Here is a 22,108-nt window from a genome sequence, read left to right on the forward strand (position 1 = left end):
CCGGGCGCACCTTACAACCGGCCTCCCACACATTCCTCTGAGACCCGACGCCATGCCACGCGCCCTGCTTATCGTGCTCGATTCGGTCGGCGCCGGCGGCGCCCCCGATGCCGCGGCCTTCGGCGACGAGGGGGCCAACACGCTCGGCCATATCGCCGCGGCCTGTGCCTCGGGCGAGGCGGACAGGCAGGGCCTGCGCCGGGGGCCGCTCGCGATCCCCAACCTCGCCCGCCTCGGGCTCTCGCAGGCCTGCGAATTGTCGACCGGGCGCCCGCTCGCCGGCGTGGCGCGGCCGGACGAACCGGCGGGGCAGTGGGGCGTCGCGCGCGAGACCTCCATCGGCAAGGACACTCCCTCCGGCCACTGGGAGATCGCGGGGCGGCCGGTACCCTTCGCCTGGGGCTACTTCCCGAACACGCGCCCCGCCTTCCCGCCGGAGCTCGTGGCGAAGATCGTCGCGGCGGCGAAGCTGCCCGGTATCCTCGGCGACAGGCATGCTTCCGGCACCGCCATCATCGAGGAGCTCGGCGCCGAGCACGTAGCGAGCGGCAAGCCGATCCTCTACACCTCCGTCGATTCCGTGCTGCAGATCGCCGCGCATGAGGAGACCTTCGGCCTCGAGCGGCTCTACGAGCTGTGCCGCATCGTCCGCCCCTTGGTCGACCCGCTCAGGATCGGCCGCGTCATCGCTCGGCCGTTCGTCGGCACGCCGGATGGTGGCTTCACCCGCACTGGCAACCGCAAGGATTTTGCCATCCCCCCGCCGGAAGGAACAATTCTCGACCGGCTCGACGATGCCGGCCGCGCCGTCGTCACGGTGGGCAAGATCGGCGACATCTTCGCCCATCGGCACACGGGGCGGGAGATCAAGCCGCACGGCAACGACGCCGTGCTGACGGCGACCCTCGAAGCCTTCCGCACGCTGCCGGACGGTGGCCTCGTATTCTCCAATCTCGTCGATTTCGACACCGAGTACGGCCACCGCCGGGATGTGGCCGGCTATGCTGCCGCCATCGAGGCCTTCGACCGGCGCGTGCCGGAGATCGAGGCCCTGCTCGGACCCGCGGATGTTGCCGTCGTCACCGCCGATCACGGCAACGACCCGACCTGGCGCGGCACCGATCATACCCGCGAGCAGGTGCCGGTGCTTGCCTTCGGTCCGGCCGTCGCGCCGGGGTCGATCGGCCTCAGGACAACCTTCGCCGATATCGGCGAAACGCTCGCCGCCCATCTCGGCTTGCCAGGTTCGGGGCCTGGCAGGCCGTGGTCCTTCATCTGATATCTGCCGCTAGCGGCCCTCGCGCCCGAGGCTCGCCATGCGCGCAAGCCAGAGCCGGCGCTTCTCCTCGTTGGCCGTGCCGACGCCGCCGAACAGGCTGCGGCGGATCGGCCCCAGGCCGACGAAGGAAAGGATGTTGCGCTCAAGGCCGCGCAGGCCGTGGGCACCGTACCACCAGCGGTAGATGAAGGCCGGCATGCCCATGGTCACGACGATGCGGACGGAACGGCCGGTGAGCAGCTTCTCGGGCACCCCGCCGTCGTTGTAGCGAAAGGCGGTGCCGGGGCGCAGCACCTGCTCGAGGAAGGCCTTGGCAAGGGCCGGCAATGTCCCGAGCCAGAGGGGGAAGACGAGGACGACGTGGTCCGCCCAGGCGAGTGCCTCGCCCGCCTCGGCAAGGCCTTCCGGCATCAGCCCGAGCTCGAAATCGTTCTGCGTGCGCAGGAACGGCACGTCGAGCCGGGCGATATCGACCTCCTTCACGCTATGGCCGCCGGCGCGGGCGCCTTCCGCATAGGCGGCCGCCAGGGCGCGGCACAGGCGGGCGGGATCATTGTCGGGGTGGCCCTGGAGAATGGTGATCTTACGCATGCACTCATCCCATCGAGAACAGTCGCTATGTTCGGCGCAGGCGACGCCGTTTGGTTTGATGCAGGTCACACGCGCACCATTTGCGCTGCGAGTTGACGCCATCGCCGCGGTGCAGCAAGCTCCCTCCGGTCGAGACCCTTCGAGCCCTCCAGCCTTTTCGGCGAGGGCTCGTTCTCTTCGGGGCACAGGCCATGACGACGCCGAATCGGTCGAGCCATATCCGTCTCACCTCCCATCCCGAGCCCGAGACGCCTGCGCGCTTTCCCATCCGCTGGGGCGCGGACACGCCCGCGGAGCGGGGGCCGGTGATCGGCACCGTCACCAATCCGGGCCTGCGCAATGTCATCGGCGCGCATGGTGGTGCCTATGCGCTCTACCGCGCGCTCGCTGTCTCGTCCGGCGCGCTCAACCCGCTGGTGCGGCCCGACCTCACCAACACCGATCCCGTTGTCGCCATCGGGCCGCATCCGCAATGGAGCGAGCCCGGCCGCATCGTCTCGCTCGATCCCTTCGGCCACATGGTGGCGAGCGCCTTTGCTCGCGATGTGGCGGAGGGGGCTGACATCCGGCCCTCCATCGCCGTCACCCGGGCGCGGCTCAACCTGCTCGAGATCCTCGCCGCCATCGCCGGCCACCGCCTCGCGGCCGACGGCACCATCCTGCACGCCTCCGGCGACATCGCCGTCACCAAGATTGCCATCGATCCGGTTTGGCACCTGCCGGGGGTCGCCGAGCGCTTCGGCACGAGCGAACAGAAGCTGCGGCGCACGCTGTTCGAGCAGACGGGTGGCATGTTCCCGGAGCTCGTGACGCGGCCGGACCTGCACGTCTTCCTGCCGCCCATCGGGGGTACCACGGTCTATATCGTCGGGGAGGTCGCGGCGCTGACCGACGAGAAGCGCACCATCGCTTGCCGGGTGCACGACGAGTGCAACGGCTCCGACGTCTTCGGCTCCGACATCTGCACCTGCCGCCCCTATCTGGTGCACGGCATCGAGGAATGCGTGCGCGAAGCGCAGAAGGGCGGCGCCGGCGTCATCGTCTACAACCGCAAGGAGGGGCGGGCGCTCGGCGAGGTCACGAAGTTCCTCGTCTACAACGCCCGCAAGCGCCAGGAGGGCGGCGACCAGGCGGCCACCTATTTCGAGCGCACGGAATGCGTTGCCGGCGTGCAGGACGCACGCTTCCAGCAGCTGATGCCGGATGTGCTGCACTGGCTCGGCATCCGCCGCATCGACCGGTTCGTCTCCATGTCCAACATGAAGTACGACGCCATCACCGGCTCGGGCATTGAGATCGGAGAGCGGGTGCCGATCCCGGACGAACTCGTGCCGCCCGATGCGCAGGTGGAACTCGCGGCCAAGAAGGCGGCCGGCTACTATACGCCGGAGACGCCGCCGGACGAGGCCGCGCTCAAGGCGACGGTCGGCCGCGACCTCGATCGCTATTGAGGGACTGGCGGGTGATGACGGAATTGTCGGTGCGTACGAGCGAGGCCGGGGGCGTTTCGCCCGATGCGGTCAGGGCGCTGCTGTCGGCGCGGGCGGTGCGCGAGCGGGCTCGCACCATGCTCGGCCTCGCTGAGGACGGACGCCTCCTCCACTGCGCCGTCGATATGGACCGGCTGCCCCTCGTGGCGGATTATGTCGTCGACACGATCCGGGCCAATTACCCGACGCTCGCCATCCCCTTCCACGCCCGCTGGCGGCATTTCGCGGCGGGCGGCCATGACCGCTGGGGGGCGCTCGCGGCGCGAACGCGCTGGCCGGATACCGCCGGCAAGGCCCGGGCCGCCTTCGACCTCGCCATCCTCAGCGTGCTCCTCGACGCCGGCGCGGGTCCCGTCTGGCGCTACCGGGAGGACGAGACGGGGGAGGCCTATGCCCGCTCCGAGGGCCTCGCGGTCGCCTCGCTGCGCATGTTCGAGGCGGGGCTCTTCTCCTTCTGCGCCGAAGATCCGCTGCGTGCCGACGCCAAGCGGCTGCGCGAGGTGACCGCGCGCGACCTCGCCACCGGCTTCAAGGCGAGCGAGCAGAACGCGCTCGTCGGGCTCGAGGGCCGGGCCGCGCTGCTCTACGGCCTCGGCACGGTGGCTGCGGCCAAGCCCGAGGTCTTCGCCCGCGCCGACGGGCCGCGCCCCGGCGGGCTGTTCGATGCCCTCGTGGCCGAGGGCGCTGGCGGCGAGGTGCCGGCGGAGCTGATCCTGCACATGCTGCTCGCCCATCTGTCCGCGGTCTGGCCGGCGCGGCTCACCATCGCCGGCATCGAGCTCGGCGACACGTGGATGCACCCGCTGATGCCGGGCGAGGGGGGCACGGCCGGCCTCGTACCCTTCCACAAGCTGTCGCAATGGCTGGCCTATTCGCTCATCGAGCCGCTGGAGGAGGCGGGGCTTGTCGTCACCGGCATCGATGGGCTCACGGGCCTGCCGGAATATCGCAACGGCGGCCTCCTCATCGACCTCGGCGCGATTCGCCTGAAGGATCCGGAGGATCTGGCGCGCACCCACGAGGTGTCCTCGCCGCTGGTCGTCGAGTGGCGGGCGCTGACGGTGGCCCTGCTCGACGCGGTGGCTCGCCTCGTGCGCGAACGGCTCGGCTGCGACGAGCGGGCGATGCCGCTTGCCCGCGTGCTCGAGGGCGGCACCTGGGCGGCCGGCCGCCGCATCGCGCGCGAGACTCGCGGCGACGGTTCTCCACCGCTTTCCATCGCCAGCGACGGCACGGTGTTCTGATTCCGCCTTCCCGCGGTGGCGCGCCGGTGCTTATTGTCGGGCAAGCGGCGCAGAACCGCACGTGTCAACCATCCAGAGGCCGGAGCCGATCCATGGAAGGCGTTACCGTCGTCGACCATCCGCTGGTGCAGCACAAGCTGACGCTGATGCGCGACAAGTCGCGCTCCACCAAGGGCTTTCGCCAGCTGCTGAACGAGATCGGCATGCTGCTGTGCTACGAGGTAACGCGCGATCTGCCGCTCGAGGACGTCGACATCGAAACGCCACTGATGCCGATGCGCGCGCCGATGCTGGCGGGCAAGAAACTCGTCTTCGCGCCCATCCTGCGCGCCGGCGTCGGATTCCTCGACGGCATGCTCGATCTCGTGCCCTCCGCGCGTGTCGCTCACATTGGTCTCTACCGCGATCCCGAGACGCTGACGGCCGTCGAATATTACTTCAAGGCCCCGGCCAATCTCGCCGAGCGTCTCGTCATCGTCATGGACCCGATGCTGGCGACGGCCAATTCCGCCGTGGCCGCCATCGACCGGTTGAAGGAGCGCGGTGCCAAGGAGATGCGTTTCGTCTGTCTGCTGGCCGCTCCGGAGGGTATCGAGAAGCTGCGTGGAGAGCATCCGGACGTGCCGATCTGGACAGCGGCCATCGACCAGCGACTGAACGACCACGGCTACATCATGCCGGGTCTCGGCGATGCCGGCGACCGCATGTACGGCACCAAGTGACTGCAGCCATGATCGTCGTCTTCGGTTCGCTCAACGCCGATCTCGTCACGCGCGTCGGGCACATTCCGGCGCCGGGCGAGACCGTGATCGGTCCCGGTTATGCCGTGCACCCCGGGGGAAAGGGTGCCAACCAGGCGCTCGCCGCCGCCCGGGCGGGCGCGCGGGTGATCATGGCCGGGGCGGTCGGGCATGACGGGCTCGCCAAGGCGGCGCTCGGCCTCCTCTCCGCCGAGGGTGTCGATCTCTCCCTTGTCGCGCGTCTCGATGAGCCGACGGGCGCTGCCTTCATCACGGTGGATGCGGCGGGCGAGAACGCCATCGTCGTCGCGGCCGGCGCCAATGGCCATGCACGCGCCGAGACGCTCGCCGGGATTGCCTGGGAGGACGGAGCGATCCTGCTCCTGCAACGCGAGGTGCCGGAAGCCGAGTGCATCGCCGCCGCGCGCATCGCCAAGGCTCATGGCGCGCGCGTCATGCTCAACCTCGCCCCGGCAGGACGGCCGGACCCGGAACTCGTGGCCCTCCTCGACATCCTTGTCATGAACGAGCACGAGGCGCGGGTCATGGCCGACGCCCTTGGCATCGCGGAAGGCAACCCGGATGCCATCGCCCGCGTGATCGACGCCCGCCACGGCATCGCGGCCATCGTGACGCTCGGAGCCGAAGGGCTCGTCGCCTGGACGGGCGGGGTGCGCCGGGCCGTGCCGGCGCCGCCCGTCGCGGTGGTCGACACGACGGCGGCGGGCGATACGTTCTGCGGCGCTTTCGCCGCAGCGCTCGCCGGTGGCTACGGCTTCACCGGAGCCTTGCAACGTGGCGTTGCCGCCGGCAGCCTCGCCTGCACGAAGGCCGGCGCGCAGCCGAGCATTCCGGACAAGGCGGCGATCGAGGCGCTGGTGGCGGGGCAGTTCGTTTGAGGATGTGAGGCCGGCGGCTTCCATGGGCTGTCATGCCCCCGCTTGTCGCGGGCATCCGCGCCGCGCCGAACATCGCGCAACGCAAGGGCGTGGATGGCCGGGACGCGCCGGCCATGACGGAGCGGCGGAAACGCAAAGAGACCCCCGATGGGCCGGTGCACCGCTTATCGAACGGTGCCCTATTCCGCCGCCCTGACGGGGCTGGCAATGGCCGGGCGCGGCTGCTCGGCATCGTCGAACTCGAGGGCGTCGATGCGCTCGCCGCGCTTGACGATCTTGTCGGTCGAGATGCGGATCTGGCCCACATCCTCCTGGGCCTGGCGGAAGTGGGTATCGAGCCTTTCCACTCGGTCGCTCAGGCGCTTCACGTCGTCGAGCAGACGCCGCACCTCCACCTGGATCTTCTGCGCCTCCTCGCGCATGCGTGCGTCGCGCACCAACGTCTGCATCACTTGGATGGCGAGCGCCAGGAGCGAGGGAGAGACGACCACGACGCGCGCACGGTGTGCGCGCTGCACCACGTCGTCGAAATATTCATGCAGGTCGGCATAGATGGCCTCGGACGGCACGAAGAGCAGCGCCATGTCCTGCGTCTCGCCGGGGATGAGGTATTTCTCGGCGATGTCGCGCACGTGGGTCGCGACATCCGCCTTCACGCGCTGGCCGGCCTGCCGACGCGCCTCCTCGCTTTTGGCTTCGCGAAAGGCCGAAAAGCCCTCGAGCGGGAACTTGGCGTCGATGACGAGCGGATGGTCGCCCGGCAGGTGCACGAGGCAGTCCGGCCGCGTACGGTTCGACAGCGTCGCCTGGAAGGTATAGGCACCCGCCGGCAGGCCGTCGCGGATGATCGCCTCCATCCGTCCCTGGCCGTAGGCGCCGCGCGCCTGCTTGTTGGCTAGGATGTCCTTGAGGCCGACCACCTCGCCGGTGAGATCGGTGAGGTTCTTCTGCGCGGCGTCGATGACGGCGAGGCGCTCGTTGAGGCGGGCGATGTTCTCGCTCGTCTGGCGGGCCGTCGTCTCCAGCCCCTGGCCGACCCGGTGCTGCAGGCCGTCGAGCCGCTCGCTCAAGAGGCGCGCGAGATCCGCCTGGCGGGTGCCGAAGATCTCGGCCATCGTCTGCATGCGACCCTGCATCTCCGCCTGCAGGCGCGTCATCTCCGCCACCTTGTCGTCGAACTCGCGCGCACGTTCCGCCGCGGCGGCCGCCTCCAGCGAGCGCTCGCGCCCCGCTCGGGCGGTGCTGCGGGCGAGCAGCGCGAGCAGCAGGATGACGGCGAGCGCGAAGCCGAGCGCCACCTGGGCATAGGTGAAGGCGTGAGCGCCGATGGTGAGGGCGATGTCGTTCATGCACCCAACGCTAGCTGATTCGTGCGCCCGATGCGAACGAAAGCGGAACACGTTGACCGGCGCGACGGGAATGATTATGTCGCCTGTGTTTCCAACCCAGCGTGTGCCATGACCATCCGTCGCATCATCGTCATTCCCGATCCCCGCCTGAAGCAGCCGTCCGCACCCGTCGAGGCGGTTACGGACGAGATCCGCCAGTTGGCCGACGACATGCTGGAGACGATGTATGACGCGCCGGGTATCGGCCTCGCGGCCGTGCAGATCGGCGTCATGAAGCGCATCCTCGTGCTCGACGTCTCGCGCGAGGGCGAGGACAAGCGCCCGATGGTGTTCATCAACCCGCAGATCGTGTGGTCCTCGGAAGAGACGAGCACCTACGAGGAAGGCTGCCTTTCCATCCCCGAATATTATGAGGAGGTGGAGCGGCCGGCGCGCGTGCGGGTTCGCTATGTCGACCTGGACGGCAAGGCGCAGGAGATCGAGGCGGACGGGCTGCTCGCCACCTGCCTGCAGCACGAGATCGACCATCTCGACGGGATTCTCTTCCTCGATCACCTGTCGAAGCTCAAGCGCGACCGCGTGATGAAGAAGTTCTCCAAGGTGGCCCGGCGCGAGGCGGCAGGGTAATCAGCACCATTGCCCGTCATGCCCGCCCCAGCCGCGGGCATCGACGCCTCATTGCGCAACGTTGAGGGCGTGGATGGCCGAGACGCGCCCGGCCATGACGGGTGGAAGGCGGGCCATCGCGCAGATCCTGTTTCTGTCGGCAACGGCGGCTTTCGGCTGTGAGCGGCAGCAGAGTGCGGCGGCCGCGGAGCATGGGGCTTGCCCTTGCCTGCCGCAGGCGTTTAGGGAAGGGCGCTTGCGGCGCCGCTCGCCGCCCCACATCCGGCAGGTGCCATGTCGCTGCGCATCGTTTTCATGGGCACGCCCGATTTCGCCGTGCCGACGCTCGCCGAAATCGTCGGCCAGGGCCACGAAGTCGTCGCCGTCTACACCCGCGCGCCGGCCAGGGCCGGGCGCGGCATGGGCGAGAAGCGCTCGCCGGTGCACGAGATGGCCGAGCGTTTCGCCATCCCCGTCTATACGCCCAGGAGTCTGCGCGGCCCGGAGGAACAGGAGACCTTGCGTTCGCTGGCGGCCGATGTCGCGGTGGTCGTCGCCTATGGCCTCATCCTGCCCGTGCCGGTGCTGGAGGCGCCGAGGCTCGGCTGCCTCAACCTGCATGCCTCGCTGCTACCGCGCTGGCGTGGCGCCGCTCCCATCCAGCGCGCCGTGATGGCAGGCGATGCCGAGACTGGTGTTGCCGTCATGAAGATGGAGGAGGGGCTCGATACCGGGCCTGTCGCGATGGTGGAGCGGATTGCCATCGCTCCGGACATGACGGCCGGTGAGCTGCACGACCGGCTTGCCGTGCTCGGCGCCGACCTGATGGTGCGCGCGCTCGCGGCGCTTTCACGCGATGCGCTCTCCTTCGTGCCGCAGGCCGCTGAGGGTGTCGCCTATGCCGCCAAGATCACCAACGAGGAGGCGCGCATCGACTGGTCGCGTCCGGCCGGCGAGGTGCACAACCTGGTGCGCGGCCTGTCGCCCTTTCCCGGCGCCTTTCTCATGGTCGACCTCGGCAAGGGGGCCGAGCGCGTGAAGGTGCTGCGCACGCGCCGCGCTGACGGCGCCGGGCCGCCGGGCAAATTGCTTGCGGGCGGGCTTGTCGTCGCCTGCGGCGAGGGCGCCGTCGAGCTTCTGCAGGTGCAGCGCGCCGGGCGCGACGTGACGAGCGGCGAGGAGTTTCTGCGTGGCGCCCGTCTCGCGCCAGGCACCGTACTGGCGTGATCATGCCGCGCTACAGGCTCATCGTCGAATATGACGGCAGTCCCTATGTCGGCTGGCAGTGGCAGGAGACGGGGCGCTCAGTGCAGCAGGCGCTGGAAGAGGCGCTCGCCCGCTTCTGCGGCGAAAGCCCGCGTGTGCAATGCGCCGGGCGCACCGATGCCGGCGTGCATGCCATCGGCCAGGTGGTGCATTTCGACCTCTCCCGGCCGTGGCGCACGGATACGCTGCGCGATGCGACGAATGCGCATCTGAAGCTCATGGGCGATGCGGCAGCGGTGCTCCTTGCCGCCGAGGTGCCGGCGGATTTCGATGCCCGCCGCTCCGCCGTGAAGCGGCACTATCTCTACCGCATCCTCAACCGACGGCCGCAGCCGGTGCTCGATGCGCGCCTCGTCTGGCATGTGCCCGGGCCGCTCGACGCTGCGGCGATGCACGAGGCGGCGCAGCACCTCGTCGGCCGACACGATTTCACGACCTTTCGTGCCGCGGAATGTCAGGCATCCGGTCCCGTGCGCACGCTCGACCGGCTCGATGTCAGCCGCCTCGGCGACGAGATCCGCATCGAGGCCTCGGCGCGCTCCTTTCTGCACCACCAGGTGCGCTCGATGGTCGGCACGCTGGAGCGCGTGGGTGCTGGCAAGTGGCGGCCGGAGGACGTGCGCCGCGCCCTTCAGGCGCGCAACCGCAAGGCGTGCGGGCCGATGGCGCCGGCGTGCGGGCTGTATCTCGTCGGCGTCGATTACTGATCGTCAGCCGACGAAAGTGCGCACCAGCACGAAGGTGGCGATGTCCATGGCGACGATGAAGCCGGCAAGGCCCGCGGAGATGCCGAGCGCGATCCGGGCGAGGACCCAGCGGAAATAGAAGACGATGAAGCCGAAGGCGAGGGCGTAGAACACGGCCAGGCCCGCCGTGGCGAGGCCCAGCACATGCAGCGCCGGCGGTAGGGCGAGCAGGAGAAGGGCCGCCACGTTCGACCAGTTGTAGGCGACGATATAGCCGACATAGCGCCGCTCGAGCCCCATGAGCCGCACGAAGCCGAGCATCAGCAGCGGAAAGAGCAGCCAGGCCGAGGCGATGACGAGCGCCTGGGCGAACAGGATGTCGGGCATGTCGAAGAGCCCGCCGTCGTGCATCCAGTCCGGGCCGGAGCGGGTGAAGCGGGCGGCGGCGACGCCGACGACGAAGGCTGGCGCGGCGAGCGCCATGGCGAGGAACGAGTGCCAGAAGCCGGTGAAGCTGACGTCGAAGGTTTCGAGCGCGCCCTTGCTGCGGTTCAGGACCTGCCAGCAGCCGCGTAGCGAGCGGGCCACCTCGTCGGCCGTGATGAGCATGTCAGCCTCGGATGTTGCGTTGCATATAATACGAAAGTCGTAGGCCTTTTGTCTAGAGGTGGCGCGTCCCGCTCAGCCGTCATGCCCGCGACAGGCGCGGCCATGACAACAGGGAAGCGTCGCGCTTTGCCGCTTCACGTCTGGTGGCGAGCCGGGGCAAGAGCCAAGCGACAGGTGCCCGAATGTTGCTCGCGAAGGCTGCATGAGGCCTTTCTTAACCGCGCGCACGGGTCGTGCTTGCCCGCCGATCGCCCGGCCGAAATAATACGGAACCGAAACGATCCGACCCCCTTGCGTTCCATGCCCGTCGAACTGCGGCCCCTCGAAGCTCTCACCCTCTGGCATCGCGTCACACTCGATCTCGTGCGCGAGGACGGGCAGGATCTGTCGCATGACCTCTCCGCGCGGCAGCTTGCCATTTTGCTCACGATCTATCTGGAGCCGCCGCCGCACACGGTGCGCGGGCTCGCCGGCAAGCTCGGCGTGACGAAGCCGGTCATCACACGCGCGCTCGACACAATGGGCCGGCTGGATCTCGTCGCCCGCCGCAGGGATGATGCGGACCGCCGCAATGTCGTGATACAGCGGACGGTGAAGGGCGCGCTCGCCGTGGAGCGGCTGGGCGACCTCATCGTCGCGCATGGCAGGGTGCTGCCGCGATAGAGGGATACACGGAAATGATGCTGACCGATCCGCGCACAACCCCGGCCCGACCCGACCTCGCGGCCGATTTCCTCGCGGGCACGGTGGTGGCCACGCGCTACGTCAGGGCGCGGGAGCGGCGCATAGTCGCGGCGAGCGCACCGCTCCGGCGGGAGCCGCGGCCCGATGCGCCGCTCGACACCGAGGCGCTCGCCGGCGAGGCCGTGCGCGTCTTCGAGGAGGAGGAGGGCTGGGCCTGGGCGCAACTCGCCGGCGACGGCTATGTCGGCTACCTGCCGGTGTCGGCGCTCGGCGCCTTCGAGCCCGCGCCGACGCATCGGGTGGCCGTGCTGCGTACCTTCGTCTACCCCGGCCCGTCCATCAAGCTGCCGCCGGTTGGGGCGCTATCGCTCATGGCGGGCGTGACGGTGAGCGGTTTCGAGGGCGATTTCGCGCGGCTTGCCGATGGCAGCGCCATCTTCGCGCGGCACCTCGCCTTCGTCGGCCCGCCGCTTGCCGATGATTTCGTCACCATCGCCGAGCGCTTCGTCGGCGTGCCCTATCTGTGGGGCGGCAAGACCAGCCTGGGCATCGACTGTTCAGGCCTCGTGCAGCTCGCGCTCTCGGCTGCCGCCGTCGAGGCGCCGCGCGACAGCGACCTGCAGGAGCGGACGCTCGGCTCGCCACTGCCTATCACCGAGGAGTTCACGGGGCTCAGGCGCGGCGACCTCGTGTTCTGGAAGGGGCACGTCGGCATCATGGTCGACAGTGCCAACCTGCTGCACGCCAACGGCCACCACATGGCGACGGCGATCGAGCCGCTTGCCGTCGCGGCGGCGCGGATCGAAGCTGCCGGTGCCGGGCCGGTCACCAGCATCAAGCGGCTCTGAGCCTCAATATCCCCGCTGCCGGTCGACGACGTGCTCGAGCGGCTCGCCGGCCTCGAAGCGCGCGATCTGGCGGGCCACGAGGCGGATGATGCTGTCCGGGTCGCTCATGGCGGCATTGTGCGGCGTCACGATCACGCTTGGATGGTCCCAGAAGCGTGAGCTGTCGGGCAGCGGCTCGGTCTCGAACACGTCGAGCGAGGCTGCCATGAGCGTGCCGTCGTCGAGCGCCCGGAGGATGTCCTCCTCCACCTGCAGCCCGCCGCGGCCGGCATTGACGAAGACCGGGCCGCCGAGACGCCCGCCACGGGCGAGGCCCCTGAACAGGGCGTAATCGGCGATGCCGTGCGTCTCCGGCGTGAGCGGCAGGAGAAGGACGAGGATGTCGGTGCGGGCGAGGAAGGCGGCGCGCTCCGCCTCGCCGGTGAAGACCTGGAGCCCCGGACAGTCCTTGGGCGTGCGGCTCCAGCCCGCGACGTCGAAGCCCATGACGGCGAGCTTGCGGGCGGCATCCTGCCCGAGGACGCCGAGCCCCATGACACCGACCCTGACGTCGCGCGCGGCCGGCTGGTGGCGGTCGTCCTCCCACATATGCGCGCGCTGTTGCGCGTCGTAACGGCGCTGCTGGCGCAGGTGCATCAGGCAGTGCAGGACGACATATTCGCTCATGCGGTTGGTGAGGTCGTCGTCGACCACGCGCGTGATCGGCACGTCCGGCAGGTCGGGATCGCCCATCAGGTGGTCGACGCCGGCGCCGAGGGAGAAGATCGCCTTCAGGTTCGGCAGGCCGCGAAAGGCGCCGGGCGGGTGCTTCCAGGCCACGGCATAGGTAACCGCCGCGGGGTCGTAGGCATCGCCGAGGCGCACGACGCGCCGGCCCGGCAGCAGCCGCTCCAGCCGCTCGACCCAGGAATCGACGTGCCAGCCCGTGAGGGCGACGAGAATGGTCATGCCACACGCTCCGCCATGCGCTCGAGGATGATGCCGCGCCCGGCCGGCTTGTCCTGCCCGATCACGTAGGCCCGGCGCAGCGTGGCCTCGGCCGCATCGGCCGCGCCTTCGCCACGGGCGTGCACGATGGCGAGCGGCCGGCCGGGACCCACCTCGTCGCCGGGGCCGGCAAGGTCGGTGAGGCCAACGGCATGGTCGATCGCATCCTCGGCGCGGGTGCGGCCGCCGCCGAGCGCGATGACCGCGATGCCGACGGCGCGCGTGTCGACCGACGTGACGAAGCCGGTGCGATGCGCATGGACGGCGCGCACCACCGGCGCGCGGGCGAGGTGGCGCTCGCTCGCCTCGACGAAATCCGTCGGCCCGCCGAGCGCCGCGACCATCATGCCGAACCGTTCGGCCGCCCGGCCGCTGGCGATGGCCTCTTCCATGCGCACACGGCCGTCGCCAATGCTCGCCACGATGCGACCGAGGAAGAGCATCTCGGCACCGAGCCGCATGGTCACCTCGTGAAAGCGCGGCTCGCGCCGGCGGCCGGTGAGATAGTCGACCGCATAGGCGACCTCGACCGCATTGCCCGCCGCGCTCGCGAGCGGCGCGTCCATGTCTGTGAGAAGCGCGCTCGTCGGCAGGCCGGCGCGGTTCGCCACGGTCACGAGGCTTTTCGCCAGCGACTGCGCCTCCTCGAGGCTCGCCATGAAGGCGCCGGAGCCCACCTTGACGTCCATGACGAGGCCTTCGAGCCCGGCGGCGAGCTTCTTCGACAGGATCGAGGCGGTGATGAGCGGGATCGACTCGACCGTCGCCGTGACGTCGCGGATGGCGTAGAGCCGCTTGTCGGCGGGGGCGAGGTCGCCCGTCTGGCCGATGATGGCGCAGCCGACGTTGCGCGTGACGGCGCGGAAGGTGCCGGCATCGGGCTGCGAGACATAGCCGGGGATGGCATCGAGCTTGTCGAGCGTGCCGCCGGTATGGCCGAGGCCGCGGCCGGAGATCATCGGCACGTAGCCGCCGCAAGCGGCGACGGCGGGCGCGAGGGCGAGGCTCACCGTGTCGCCGACGCCGCCGGTCGAATGCTTGTCGAGCACCGGGCCGGGCAGGTCCCACTGCAGCACCTCGCCCGAGCGCATCATGGCCTCGGTCAGCGCCACCCGCTCGTCGAGGCCCATGCCGCGGAAGAAGACGGCCATGGCGAAGGCCGCCGCCTGGCCCTCGGTGACCCGCCCACGGGTCAGACCCTCGATGAGGAAGAAGATCTCCTCCTCGGTGAGCGCCGCTCCGTCGCGCTTCTTGCGGATGATTTCCTGCGGCAGAAAGCCCATGCGCGCCTCGTCGGGAATGCGCCGTGCCGGCGCCTGAATCGTGCCGCCGCAGGGTGCCCGCGCCGCGCCGGCTTGTCCATGCCGGTGGATCACGTCAGGACGGCATGAAATACCGGCCGAGCACCGTCTCGTAGATGGCGGTGAGCGCCTCGATGTCGCTGACGCGGGCGCATTCGTCGACCTGGTGCATGGTTTCGCCCACGAGGCCGTATTCGATCACCGGGCAATGGTCCTTGATGAAGCGCGCGTCGGACGTGCCGCCCGTGGTCGACAGCGCCGGCCGCCGGCCGGTATGGGCTTCGACCGCATCCTGCACGAGGGTGACGAAATCGCCGGGCTCGGTCACGAAGGCAGTGGCGTTGGTGGGCGCGAAGGCGACCTCGTAGCGCACGGCATTGCCGGCCGCCGCGGCGAGGCGGCGCTCGATCTCGGCGGCGAGCGTTGCGGGCAGCCACGTGTCGTTGAAGCGGATGTTGAAGGTCGCCCGCGCCTCGGCCGGGATGACGTTGGAGGCGGGATTGCCCACGTCGAAGGTCGTCATCTCGAGGTTCGACGGCGCGAAATGCGCGGTGCCGGCATCGAGCGGCTCGGCGAGCAGCGCCGAGATGAGGCGCACCATGCCGTGGACAGGGTTGTCGGCGAGGTGCGGATAGGCGACATGGCCCTGCCGGCCGTGCACCGTCAGGTGGCCGGTCAGCGAGCCGCGCCGGCCGATCTTGATCATATCGCCGAGATGCTTCGGGTTCGTCGGTTCGCCGAGGATGCAGTGGTCGAAGCGCTCGCCCCTCGCCTTGGCCCATTCGAGCAGCTTGACGGTGCCGTTGACGGCCGGGCCTTCCTCGTCGCCCGTCAGCAGGAAGCCGATCGAGCCGCCGAAGCCGGGATTGGCCATCACGAAACGGATGGCGGCCGCGAGCATGGCGGCGACGCCGCCCTTCATGTCGCAGGCGCCGCGGCCGTAGAGGACACCGTCCTCGATGGTGCCGGAGAAGGGATCGTGGCGCCAGCGTCCGGCGTCGCCGGGCGGCACCACGTCGGTGTGGCCGGCGAAGAGGAGATAGGGCGCACCCGTGCCGCAGCGCGCATAGAGGTTCTCGACATCCGGCGTGCCGGGCGTCGAGAAGGTGACGCGCTCGGTCGCAAAGCCCGCCTCGGCGAGCACCTTCTCGCAGAAGGCGAGCGCCCCGGCCTCGTCAGGCGTGACGGAGGGGCAGCGGATCAGCGCCTCGGCGAGGGCGACGGGGTCGGCTGAGGTCATGGGGAGCCTCGGATAGGCGGCTTTACGGCGTCATGGCCGGGCTTGTCCCGGCCACGACGTCCAAATGACGATCGACGAGCCTCAGTCCCGGAGAAGCTCGTTGATGCTGGTCTTGGCCCGTGTCTGGGCGTCGACGCGCTTGACGATGACGGCGCAGTAGAGCGAGGGGCCGGGCGTGCCGTCGGGCAGCGGCTTGCCGGGCAGGTTGCCGGGCACGACGACGGAATAGGGCGGCACGCGGCCGACGAAGACCTCGCCCGTGGCGCGATCGATGATCTTGGTCGAGGCGCTGATGAAGACGCCCATGGACAGCACCGAACCCTCGCCCACGATGACGCCCTCGACGACCTCCGAGCGGGCGCCGATGAAGCAGTCATCCTCGATGATGACCGGATTCGCCTGCAGGGGCTCCAGGACGCCGCCGATGCCGACGCCGCCGGACAGGTGCACGTTCTTGCCGATCTGCGCACAGGAGCCGACCGTGACCCAGGTGTCGACCATGGTGCCCTCGTCTACATAGGCGCCGAGATTGACGAAGGAGGGCATCAGTACGACGCCCGGCGCGACATGGGCGCCGCGGCGCACCACGCAACCGGGCACGGCGCGGAAGCCGGCGGCCTTGAACGCGGTCTCATCCCAGCCGTCGAACTTCGAGGGCACCTTGTCCCACCAGGTGGCCTTGCCCGGCCCGCCAGGGATGACCGTCATGTCGTTGAGGCGGAAGGAGAGGAGCACAGCCTTCTTGAGCCACTGGTTGACCTGCCAGGCGCCGTCCACCTTCTCGGCGACGCGCGCCTTGCCGGAATCGAGCAGCGCGAGCGCCGTCTCCACCGCCTCGCGCACGGGGCCGCGCGTCGCGGGCGAGATGCCGGCCCGCTCTTCCCAGGCGGTGTCGATGGTGGTGGCGAGATCGGCGTGCGTCATGGCTGTTCCTTGGCTCTTCCTCAGCGGCATTCGTCGAGGCTTTGTGGCAGCGGTGCTGCCGGTGTCAAGTCGCGGGGGAGGGCCGCCCCGCGACGTGGCAGGTCGATCCTCCCCCGCCTATTCGGCAGGCACGTAGATCTCGGCGCCCTTGTCCTTGAACTCCTGCGCCTTCTGCTCGAGGCCGACCATGCGTTCGGCTTCGGCCCTCAGGTCCTGCGTGATCTTCATTGAGCAGAATTTCGGGCCGCACATGGAGCAGAAATGCGCCACCTTGTGCGCGTCCTTGGGCAGGGTCTCGTCGTGAAAGGCGCGCGCCGTGTCCGGGTCGAGCGAGAGGTTGAACTGGTCCTCCCAGCGGAACTCGAAGCGCGCTCGCGACAAGGCGTCGTCGCGCAGCTTGGCCGAGGGATGGCCCTTGGCGAGGTCGGCCGCATGCGCCGCGATGCGGTAGGTGATGACGCCGGTCTTCACGTCGTCGCGGTTGGGCAGGCCAAGATGCTCCTTGGGCGTGACGTAGCAGAGCATCGCTGTGCCGAACCAGCCGATCATCGCCGCGCCGATGGCCGAGGTGATGTGGTCGTAGCCGGGGGCAATGTCCGTCGTCAGCGGGCCGAGGGTGTAGAACGGCGCCTCGCCGCAATGGGCGAGCTGCTTGTCCATGTTCACTTTGATCTTGTGCATCGGCACGTGGCCGGGGCCCTCGATCATCACCTGGCAACCCTTGTCCCAGGCGATCTTGGTGAGTTCGCCGAGCGTCTCCAGCTCCGCGAACTGGGCCGCGTCGTTGGCGTCGGCGATGGAGCCGGGGCGCAGGCCGTCGCCGAGCGAGAAGGAGACGTCATACTTGCGCATGATGTCGCAGATCTCGTCGAAGCGCTCGTAGAGGAAGCTCTCCTTGTGGTGCGCGAGGCACCAGCGCGCCATGATCGAGCCGCCGCGCGAGACGATGCCGGTGACGCGCCTGGCCGTCAGCGGCACGTAGGCGAGGCGCACGCCGGCGTGAATGGTGAAATAGTCGACGCCCTGCTCCGCCTGCTCGATGAGCGTGTCCTTGAAGACCTCCCAGTCGAGCTTCTCGGGCTCGCCATTCACCTTCTCCAGCGCCTGGTAGATCGGCACGGTGCCGATCGGCACCGGCGCATTGCGCATGATCCAGGAGCGGATGTTGTGGATGTTGCGGCCGGTGGAAAGATCCATCACCGTGTCGGCGCCCCAGCGGATGGCCCAGACGAGTTTCTCCACCTCTTCCGCCGCCGAGGAGGTGACGGCCGAATTGCCGATGTTGGCGTTGATCTTCACCAGGAAGTTGCGGCCGATGATGGTCGGTTCGAGTTCCGGGTGGTTGATGTTGGCGGGGATGATGGCGCGCCCGCGCGCGATCTCCTGGCGCACGAATTCGGGCGTGATAAAGGGCGGAATCGCGGCGCCGAAAGCCTCGCCGTCGGCGCACCGCTCCTCGGCGCCGGCGAGCATGGCGGCGCGGCCAAGGTTCTCGCGGTGGGCGACGTAGACCATCTCCTCGGTGATGATGCCGGCGCGCGCGAATTCGAGCTGTGTCACCGGCTCGCCCGGCTTGCCCGCGAGCACCTCGCGGCGGGCGGGGCAGTGCGGCACAAGCTTGTCGGCCGAGACGTTGCCGTTGTCCTCCGGCTTGACGGCACGGGCCTCGACCCTAGCGAAGCCGCGCTTCGCAATCCAGTCGCCGCGCACCGGGGCGAGACCAGCGGCAAGATCAATCACCGCCTCGGGATCGGTGTAGGGGCCGGAGGTGTCGTAGGTGCGGAACGGTTCCTCGCCGGAGGTCGGCGCAAGCGCGATCTCGCGGAAGGGCACGCGGATGTCGGGGCGGCCTTCGGGGCTCGTATAGATCTTCCGCGACCCGGCGATGGGGCCGGTGGTGACGGCGTCCGGAGTGGCGGTCGCGGGCTTGGTATGCACTGTCATGTGGATCTCCTCCTCGCTCGACAAGGAGACCCGGGCATCAGCGATTTGTTTGGGATTGGCGTCGATCGCGCGTTTCCGTCCCTTCGCCGGCATGACCCGGATCAGGTCCTAAGGGTCACCGCGTTGTCTGGACGTTTCGCGCCCGTCGCCGGCGGTATCTCAGCCCCCTAGCGGGGCCCCCCTCGGAACATGGGGCGAGAGTCTTGGGCTTTTGCCGGGGTTTGTCAACGAGGGGCCGTGGTGCGGTGCGGTACGGGCATCTTCCTCGGGCAACGCTTCAGCCGTCACGCAGGTGTTGAGCGGTCACACGTTTCGGCCGGCGCTTTTCCCGGCTCGCCTCTGCGCCGTCATGCCCGCGCTTGTCGCGGGCATCCACGCCTTCAGGGTTGAGCACGTCAACGGCGTGGATGGCCGGGACAAGCCCGGCCATGATGGGAGGGGGACGGACGGCCGCGCGACAGGCGCGGGCGTGAAGGGCGGCTCAGAGCCCGAGCTTCTTCTTGCGCTGTGCGAGCGTCCTGAGCCGCAGGGCGTTGAGCTTGATGAAGCCGGCGGCGTCGCGGTGGTCGTAGGCGACGGCGCCTTCCTCGAAGGTCACGAGCTCCTGGTCGTAGAGCGAATAGGGGCTGTCGCGGCCGACGAGGTGGACGCCGCCCTTGTAGAGCTTGAGGCGCACCTGACCCGTCACGAATTCCTGGCTCTTGTCGACGAGGGCCTGCAGCATCTCGCGCTCGGGCGAGAACCAGAAGCCGTTATAGACGAGCTCGGCATATTTCGGCATCAGCTCATCCTTGAGGTGTGCGGCGCCGCGGTCGAGCGTGATCGACTCGATGCCGCGGTGTGCGACGTAAAGGATCGTGCCGCCGGGCGTCTCGTACATGCCGCGGCTCTTCATGCCGACGAAGCGGTTCTCTACGAGGTCGAGGCGGCCGATGCCGTTGGCGCGACCGAGCTCATTGAGCTTCGCGAGCAGGGTCGCCGGCGACATCTTCACGCCGTCGACGGCGACGGGGTCGCCCTTTTCGAAATCGATGGTGATGTAAGTCGGCGTGTCGGGCGCGGCCTCGGGGTCGATGGTGCGCGAGTAGACATAATCCGGCACCTCCTGCGCCGGGTCCTCCAGTACCTTGCCCTCGGAGGAGGCGTGCAGGAGGTTGGCGTCGACCGAGAAGGGCGCTTCGCCGCGCTTGTCCTTGGCGATCGGAATCTGGTTCTGCTCGGCGAATTCGAGGAGCTTGGTGCGCGAGGTCAGGTCCCACTCGCGCCAGGGGGCGATGACGGTGACGTCGGGCTTGAGGGCGTAGTAACCGAGTTCGAAGCGCACCTGGTCGTTGCCCTTGCCGGTGGCGCCGTGGGCGACCGCATCGGCGCCGACCTTCTCGGCGATCTCGATCTGTTTCTTGGCGATGAGCGGACGGGCGATCGAGGTGCCGAGGAGATAGAGGCCCTCGTACTGGGCATTGGCGCGGAACATCGGGAAGACGTAGTCGCGCACGAATTCCTCGCGCAGGTCCTCGATGAAGATGTTCTCCGGCTTGATGCCGAGGAGCAGGGCCTTCTGGCGCGCGGGCTCCAGCTCCTCGCCCTGGCCGAGGTCGGCCGTGAAGGTGACGACCTCGCAGCCGTAGGTCGTCTGCAGCCACTTGAGGATGATGGAGGTGTCGAGGCCGCCGGAATAGGCGAGGACGACCTTCTTCACGCGCTTGTCGGACATGATCGGGAACTCGTGAGGCTCGTGTGAGCGGCCGCTGCCGCCATAAAGCAGTGAAAGCGGGCGGACTATAGTGAGGCTGCGGCCGGGTGCAAGCCGTGGATAGCGGGGACGGAGAGCGGTGGCGCGTGCATGCCACGCGAAAGCCGCGATTATGGGTGAGGGAACGTCGCTTCCCCGCCCCGCCTCCTCCAGCGTTTCGAGTTCTCAGTGCCGCAACGTCCCGTCCTCGACTTCTGGTATGACTTCGCCTCGACCTATTCCTATCTCGCCGCCATGCGCATCGAGCCACTCGCCGAGGCGGCGGGCGTCGAGCTAAGGTGGCGGCCCTTCCTGCTCGGGCCGATCTTCGCCAGCCACGGCTGGACATCCTCGCCCTTCAACCTCTATCCGAGCAAGGGGCGCTACATGTGGCGGGACGTGGCGCGAGAGGCCGCTCAGCTCGGCCTCTCGCTGACGCGACCCGACCCCTTCCCGCAGAACAGCCTGATAGTGGCGCGGCTCGCCATCGCGCTGCGCGAGAAGGGGCTGGCGCCGGCCTTCACGCGCGCCGTCTTCGCCGCCCAGTTCGGCGAGGGGCGCTCGATCTCGGAAATGGCCGTCATCAGCGATATCCTGCGCGACCTCGACGTCGATGTCGCGTCTACCGTTTCGTCTGCGCAGGGCGATGCGGTGAAGGCACGGCTCAGGGCCGAGACGGAGGAGGCGCGCACGCGCGGCATCTTCGGTGCGCCGACCTTCCTCACCGCCGACGGCGAGATGTTCTGGGGCAACGACCGGCTGGAAAGGGCGCTTGCCTGGGCGGCGGGCGAGCGCCCCATGGGGCTTCTCTAGGGCGCGGCGACGCCGCTTTGCCGGCTGCGGGGGTTGCGTCGGCGCGGCGGCGCGATTATGTTGCGGCCATCCTGACATCCAGAATGGTTCGGATGGAACCGTGACGGAGTGGGCCCCGGCGGGTCCGCTCTTTTTCGTTCTGGACGTCGGCATCTTTTGCTGCGCGCCTCTTCCGGGGCCGCGCCACCGGCTGGAGGACGCCGTATCATGGAGCTCGACGAGGCCCGCATCATCGAGGAGACGGGCGTTGCCGCGCGCGTCGCCGCGATCGTCGCGCCCGTGCTCGGGGATCTCGGCTATAGACTCGTGCGCGTCAAGGTGACGGGCCAGAACGGCTGCACCGTGCAGATCATGGCCGAGCGGCCGGATGGCACGATGACGGTGGATGACTGCGAGGCGGTGAGCCGCGGGGTCTCGCCGGTGCTCGACCTCGAGGATCCGATCGAGCGCGCCTATCACCTCGAGATCTCCTCGCCCGGCATTGACCGGCCGCTGGTGCGCGCCTCCGATTTCGAGCGCTGGAGCGGCCACGAGGCCAAGGTGGAAACCAGCCTGCCGGTTTCGGGCCGCAAGCGTTTTCGTGGTATTCTTCTTGGGTTGGCCGACGGCGGCGTCAGGCTGCGGCGCAGCGACGCAAGGCCGGATGAGGAGCCCGAGGTGACGCTCGCCCTCGCCGATATCGCGGAGGCGCGGCTCGTCCTCACAGACGCCCTGATCACCGAGGCGCTGCGTCGCGGCAAGGCTGCCCAGACGGGCGACGATGCCGGCGAGGATGCGGGCGACGGCACAGGGGACGCAACCCACTAGCCGCAGCGGGGCTGCGGCAGCGCATTTCATCCTGCCGGCCGGGCGGTATGCCGGGCGGCGGGGCATCAG

Annotated in this window: 21 protein-coding genes and 1 riboswitch; of the genes, 12 read left to right on the forward strand and 9 right to left on the reverse strand. The window is 69.1% G+C overall.

The genetic code is table 11. The annotated features are described in order from the left end of the window. Window positions 1-52 precede the first annotated feature (52 nt). Window positions 53-1,279, forward strand: coding sequence for a phosphopentomutase (locus P2T65_RS14635; protein ID WP_055460178.1), 1,227 nt, complete (start codon window positions 53-55; stop codon window positions 1,277-1,279). 9 nt (window positions 1,280-1,288) lie between these two features. On the opposite strand, the gene P2T65_RS14640 is transcribed toward P2T65_RS14635, so the two are convergent. Then, window positions 1,289-1,870, reverse strand: coding sequence for an NAD(P)H-dependent oxidoreductase (locus P2T65_RS14640; RefSeq protein WP_055460179.1), 582 nt, complete (start codon window positions 1,868-1,870; stop codon window positions 1,289-1,291). 191 nt (window positions 1,871-2,061) lie between these two features. Here P2T65_RS14640 and P2T65_RS14645 point away from each other — a divergent pair, with 191 nt between their 5' ends. The 4 genes from P2T65_RS14645 (at window position 2,062) to P2T65_RS14660 (ending at window position 6,243) form a co-directional block, all read left to right on the forward strand. After that, complete coding sequence (locus P2T65_RS14645; protein ID WP_276200066.1) at window positions 2,062-3,321, forward strand: GTP cyclohydrolase II; 1,260 nt, start codon at window positions 2,062-2,064, stop codon at window positions 3,319-3,321. 14 nt (window positions 3,322-3,335) lie between these two features. Further along, window positions 3,336-4,604, forward strand: a complete 1,269-nt coding sequence (locus P2T65_RS14650; protein ID WP_055460181.1) for a URC4/urg3 family protein — start codon at window positions 3,336-3,338, stop codon at window positions 4,602-4,604. Window positions 4,605-4,696: 92 nt separating this feature from the next. Next, window positions 4,697-5,326 (forward strand): uracil phosphoribosyltransferase, encoded by a 630-nt coding sequence (gene upp / locus P2T65_RS14655; protein WP_063185350.1) that lies wholly within the window; start codon window positions 4,697-4,699, stop codon window positions 5,324-5,326. An 8-nt stretch (window positions 5,327-5,334) separates the two neighbouring features. After that, entirely contained in the window at window positions 5,335-6,243 is a 909-nt protein-coding gene (locus tag P2T65_RS14660; RefSeq protein ID WP_055460183.1) for a ribokinase, read from the forward strand. A gap of 179 nt (window positions 6,244-6,422) precedes the next feature. Here the strand turns inward: P2T65_RS14660 and rmuC are convergent, their stop codons facing one another. Continuing rightward, a complete protein-coding gene (gene rmuC / locus P2T65_RS14665; protein WP_055460184.1) occupies window positions 6,423-7,592 on the reverse strand; it encodes a DNA recombination protein RmuC in 1,170 nt (389 codons plus the stop codon). Between the two features lie 108 nt (window positions 7,593-7,700). Here rmuC and P2T65_RS14670 point away from each other — a divergent pair, with 108 nt between their 5' ends. The 3 genes from P2T65_RS14670 (at window position 7,701) to truA (ending at window position 10,171) form a co-directional block, all read left to right on the forward strand. Continuing rightward, the gene (locus tag P2T65_RS14670; RefSeq protein ID WP_055460185.1) at window positions 7,701-8,219 is read left to right on the forward strand and encodes a peptide deformylase; all 519 of its coding nucleotides are present in this window, start codon (window positions 7,701-7,703) and stop codon (window positions 8,217-8,219) included. Window positions 8,220-8,492: 273 nt separating this feature from the next. Further along, window positions 8,493-9,425 carry a methionyl-tRNA formyltransferase gene (gene fmt / locus P2T65_RS14675; RefSeq protein WP_276200067.1) on the forward strand — a complete coding sequence of 311 codons (933 nt, stop codon included), beginning with the start codon at window positions 8,493-8,495 and terminating at the stop codon, window positions 9,423-9,425. A 2-nt stretch (window positions 9,426-9,427) separates the two neighbouring features. Next, window positions 9,428-10,171 carry a tRNA pseudouridine(38-40) synthase TruA gene (truA, locus tag P2T65_RS14680; RefSeq protein ID WP_055460262.1) on the forward strand — a complete coding sequence of 248 codons (744 nt, stop codon included), beginning with the start codon at window positions 9,428-9,430 and terminating at the stop codon, window positions 10,169-10,171. Between the two features lie 3 nt (window positions 10,172-10,174). On the opposite strand, the gene P2T65_RS14685 is transcribed toward truA, so the two are convergent. Further along, the gene (locus P2T65_RS14685; RefSeq protein WP_055460187.1) at window positions 10,175-10,759 is read right to left on the reverse strand and encodes a hypothetical protein; all 585 of its coding nucleotides are present in this window, start codon (window positions 10,757-10,759) and stop codon (window positions 10,175-10,177) included. Between the two features lie 300 nt (window positions 10,760-11,059). Here P2T65_RS14685 and P2T65_RS14690 point away from each other — a divergent pair, with 300 nt between their 5' ends. Further along, window positions 11,060-11,422 (forward strand): MarR family winged helix-turn-helix transcriptional regulator, encoded by a 363-nt coding sequence (locus P2T65_RS14690; RefSeq protein WP_055460188.1) that lies wholly within the window; start codon window positions 11,060-11,062, stop codon window positions 11,420-11,422. 14 nt (window positions 11,423-11,436) lie between these two features. Then, on the forward strand, window positions 11,437-12,291 hold the full coding sequence (locus P2T65_RS14695; protein ID WP_276200068.1) for an NlpC/P60 family protein: 855 nt from the start codon (window positions 11,437-11,439) through the stop codon (window positions 12,289-12,291). 3 nt (window positions 12,292-12,294) lie between these two features. On the opposite strand, the gene P2T65_RS14700 is transcribed toward P2T65_RS14695, so the two are convergent. From P2T65_RS14700 to P2T65_RS14725, 6 genes are all read right to left on the reverse strand, one after another. After that, entirely contained in the window at window positions 12,295-13,239 is a 945-nt protein-coding gene (locus P2T65_RS14700) for a glyoxylate/hydroxypyruvate reductase A (RefSeq protein ID WP_276200069.1), read from the reverse strand. Further along, window positions 13,236-14,561: a thymidine phosphorylase gene (gene deoA / locus P2T65_RS14705; protein WP_063185458.1), complete on the reverse strand. Its 1,326-nt coding sequence runs from the start codon at window positions 14,559-14,561 to the stop codon at window positions 13,236-13,238. Before deoA ends, P2T65_RS14700 begins: the two co-directional genes overlap by 4 nt. Window positions 14,562-14,655: 94 nt before the next feature. Continuing rightward, window positions 14,656-15,819: a succinyl-diaminopimelate desuccinylase gene (gene dapE, locus P2T65_RS14710; RefSeq protein ID WP_055460191.1), complete on the reverse strand. Its 1,164-nt coding sequence runs from the start codon at window positions 15,817-15,819 to the stop codon at window positions 14,656-14,658. A gap of 81 nt (window positions 15,820-15,900) precedes the next feature. Next, window positions 15,901-16,743 (reverse strand): 2,3,4,5-tetrahydropyridine-2,6-dicarboxylate N-succinyltransferase, encoded by an 843-nt coding sequence (gene dapD, locus P2T65_RS14715; RefSeq protein ID WP_063185368.1) that lies wholly within the window; start codon window positions 16,741-16,743, stop codon window positions 15,901-15,903. A gap of 117 nt (window positions 16,744-16,860) precedes the next feature. Further along, window positions 16,861-18,687 (reverse strand): phosphomethylpyrimidine synthase ThiC, encoded by a 1,827-nt coding sequence (thiC, locus tag P2T65_RS14720; RefSeq protein ID WP_276200070.1) that lies wholly within the window; start codon window positions 18,685-18,687, stop codon window positions 16,861-16,863. A 61-nt stretch (window positions 18,688-18,748) separates the two neighbouring features. Beyond that, window positions 18,749-18,880: riboswitch (TPP riboswitch) on the reverse strand. Between the two features lie 288 nt (window positions 18,881-19,168). Then, window positions 19,169-20,401, reverse strand: coding sequence for an argininosuccinate synthase (locus P2T65_RS14725; RefSeq protein ID WP_055460193.1), 1,233 nt, complete (start codon window positions 20,399-20,401; stop codon window positions 19,169-19,171). A 207-nt stretch (window positions 20,402-20,608) separates the two neighbouring features. On the opposite strand from P2T65_RS14725, the gene P2T65_RS14730 reads away from it, so the two are divergent. Together P2T65_RS14730 and rimP are read left to right on the forward strand one after the other, a co-directional pair. Then, on the forward strand, window positions 20,609-21,232 hold the full coding sequence (locus tag P2T65_RS14730) for a 2-hydroxychromene-2-carboxylate isomerase (RefSeq protein ID WP_055460194.1): 624 nt from the start codon (window positions 20,609-20,611) through the stop codon (window positions 21,230-21,232). A gap of 207 nt (window positions 21,233-21,439) precedes the next feature. Beyond that, window positions 21,440-22,039: a ribosome maturation factor RimP gene (gene rimP / locus P2T65_RS14735; RefSeq protein WP_055460195.1), complete on the forward strand. Its 600-nt coding sequence runs from the start codon at window positions 21,440-21,442 to the stop codon at window positions 22,037-22,039. Window positions 22,040-22,108: the final 69 nt, after the last annotated feature.

Origin of the sequence: Chelatococcus sp. XZ-Ab1, from assembly GCF_029309855.1 — a bacterium.
GTDB classification, from domain to species: Bacteria; Pseudomonadota; Alphaproteobacteria; order Rhizobiales; family Beijerinckiaceae; genus Chelatococcus_A; species Chelatococcus_A sambhunathii.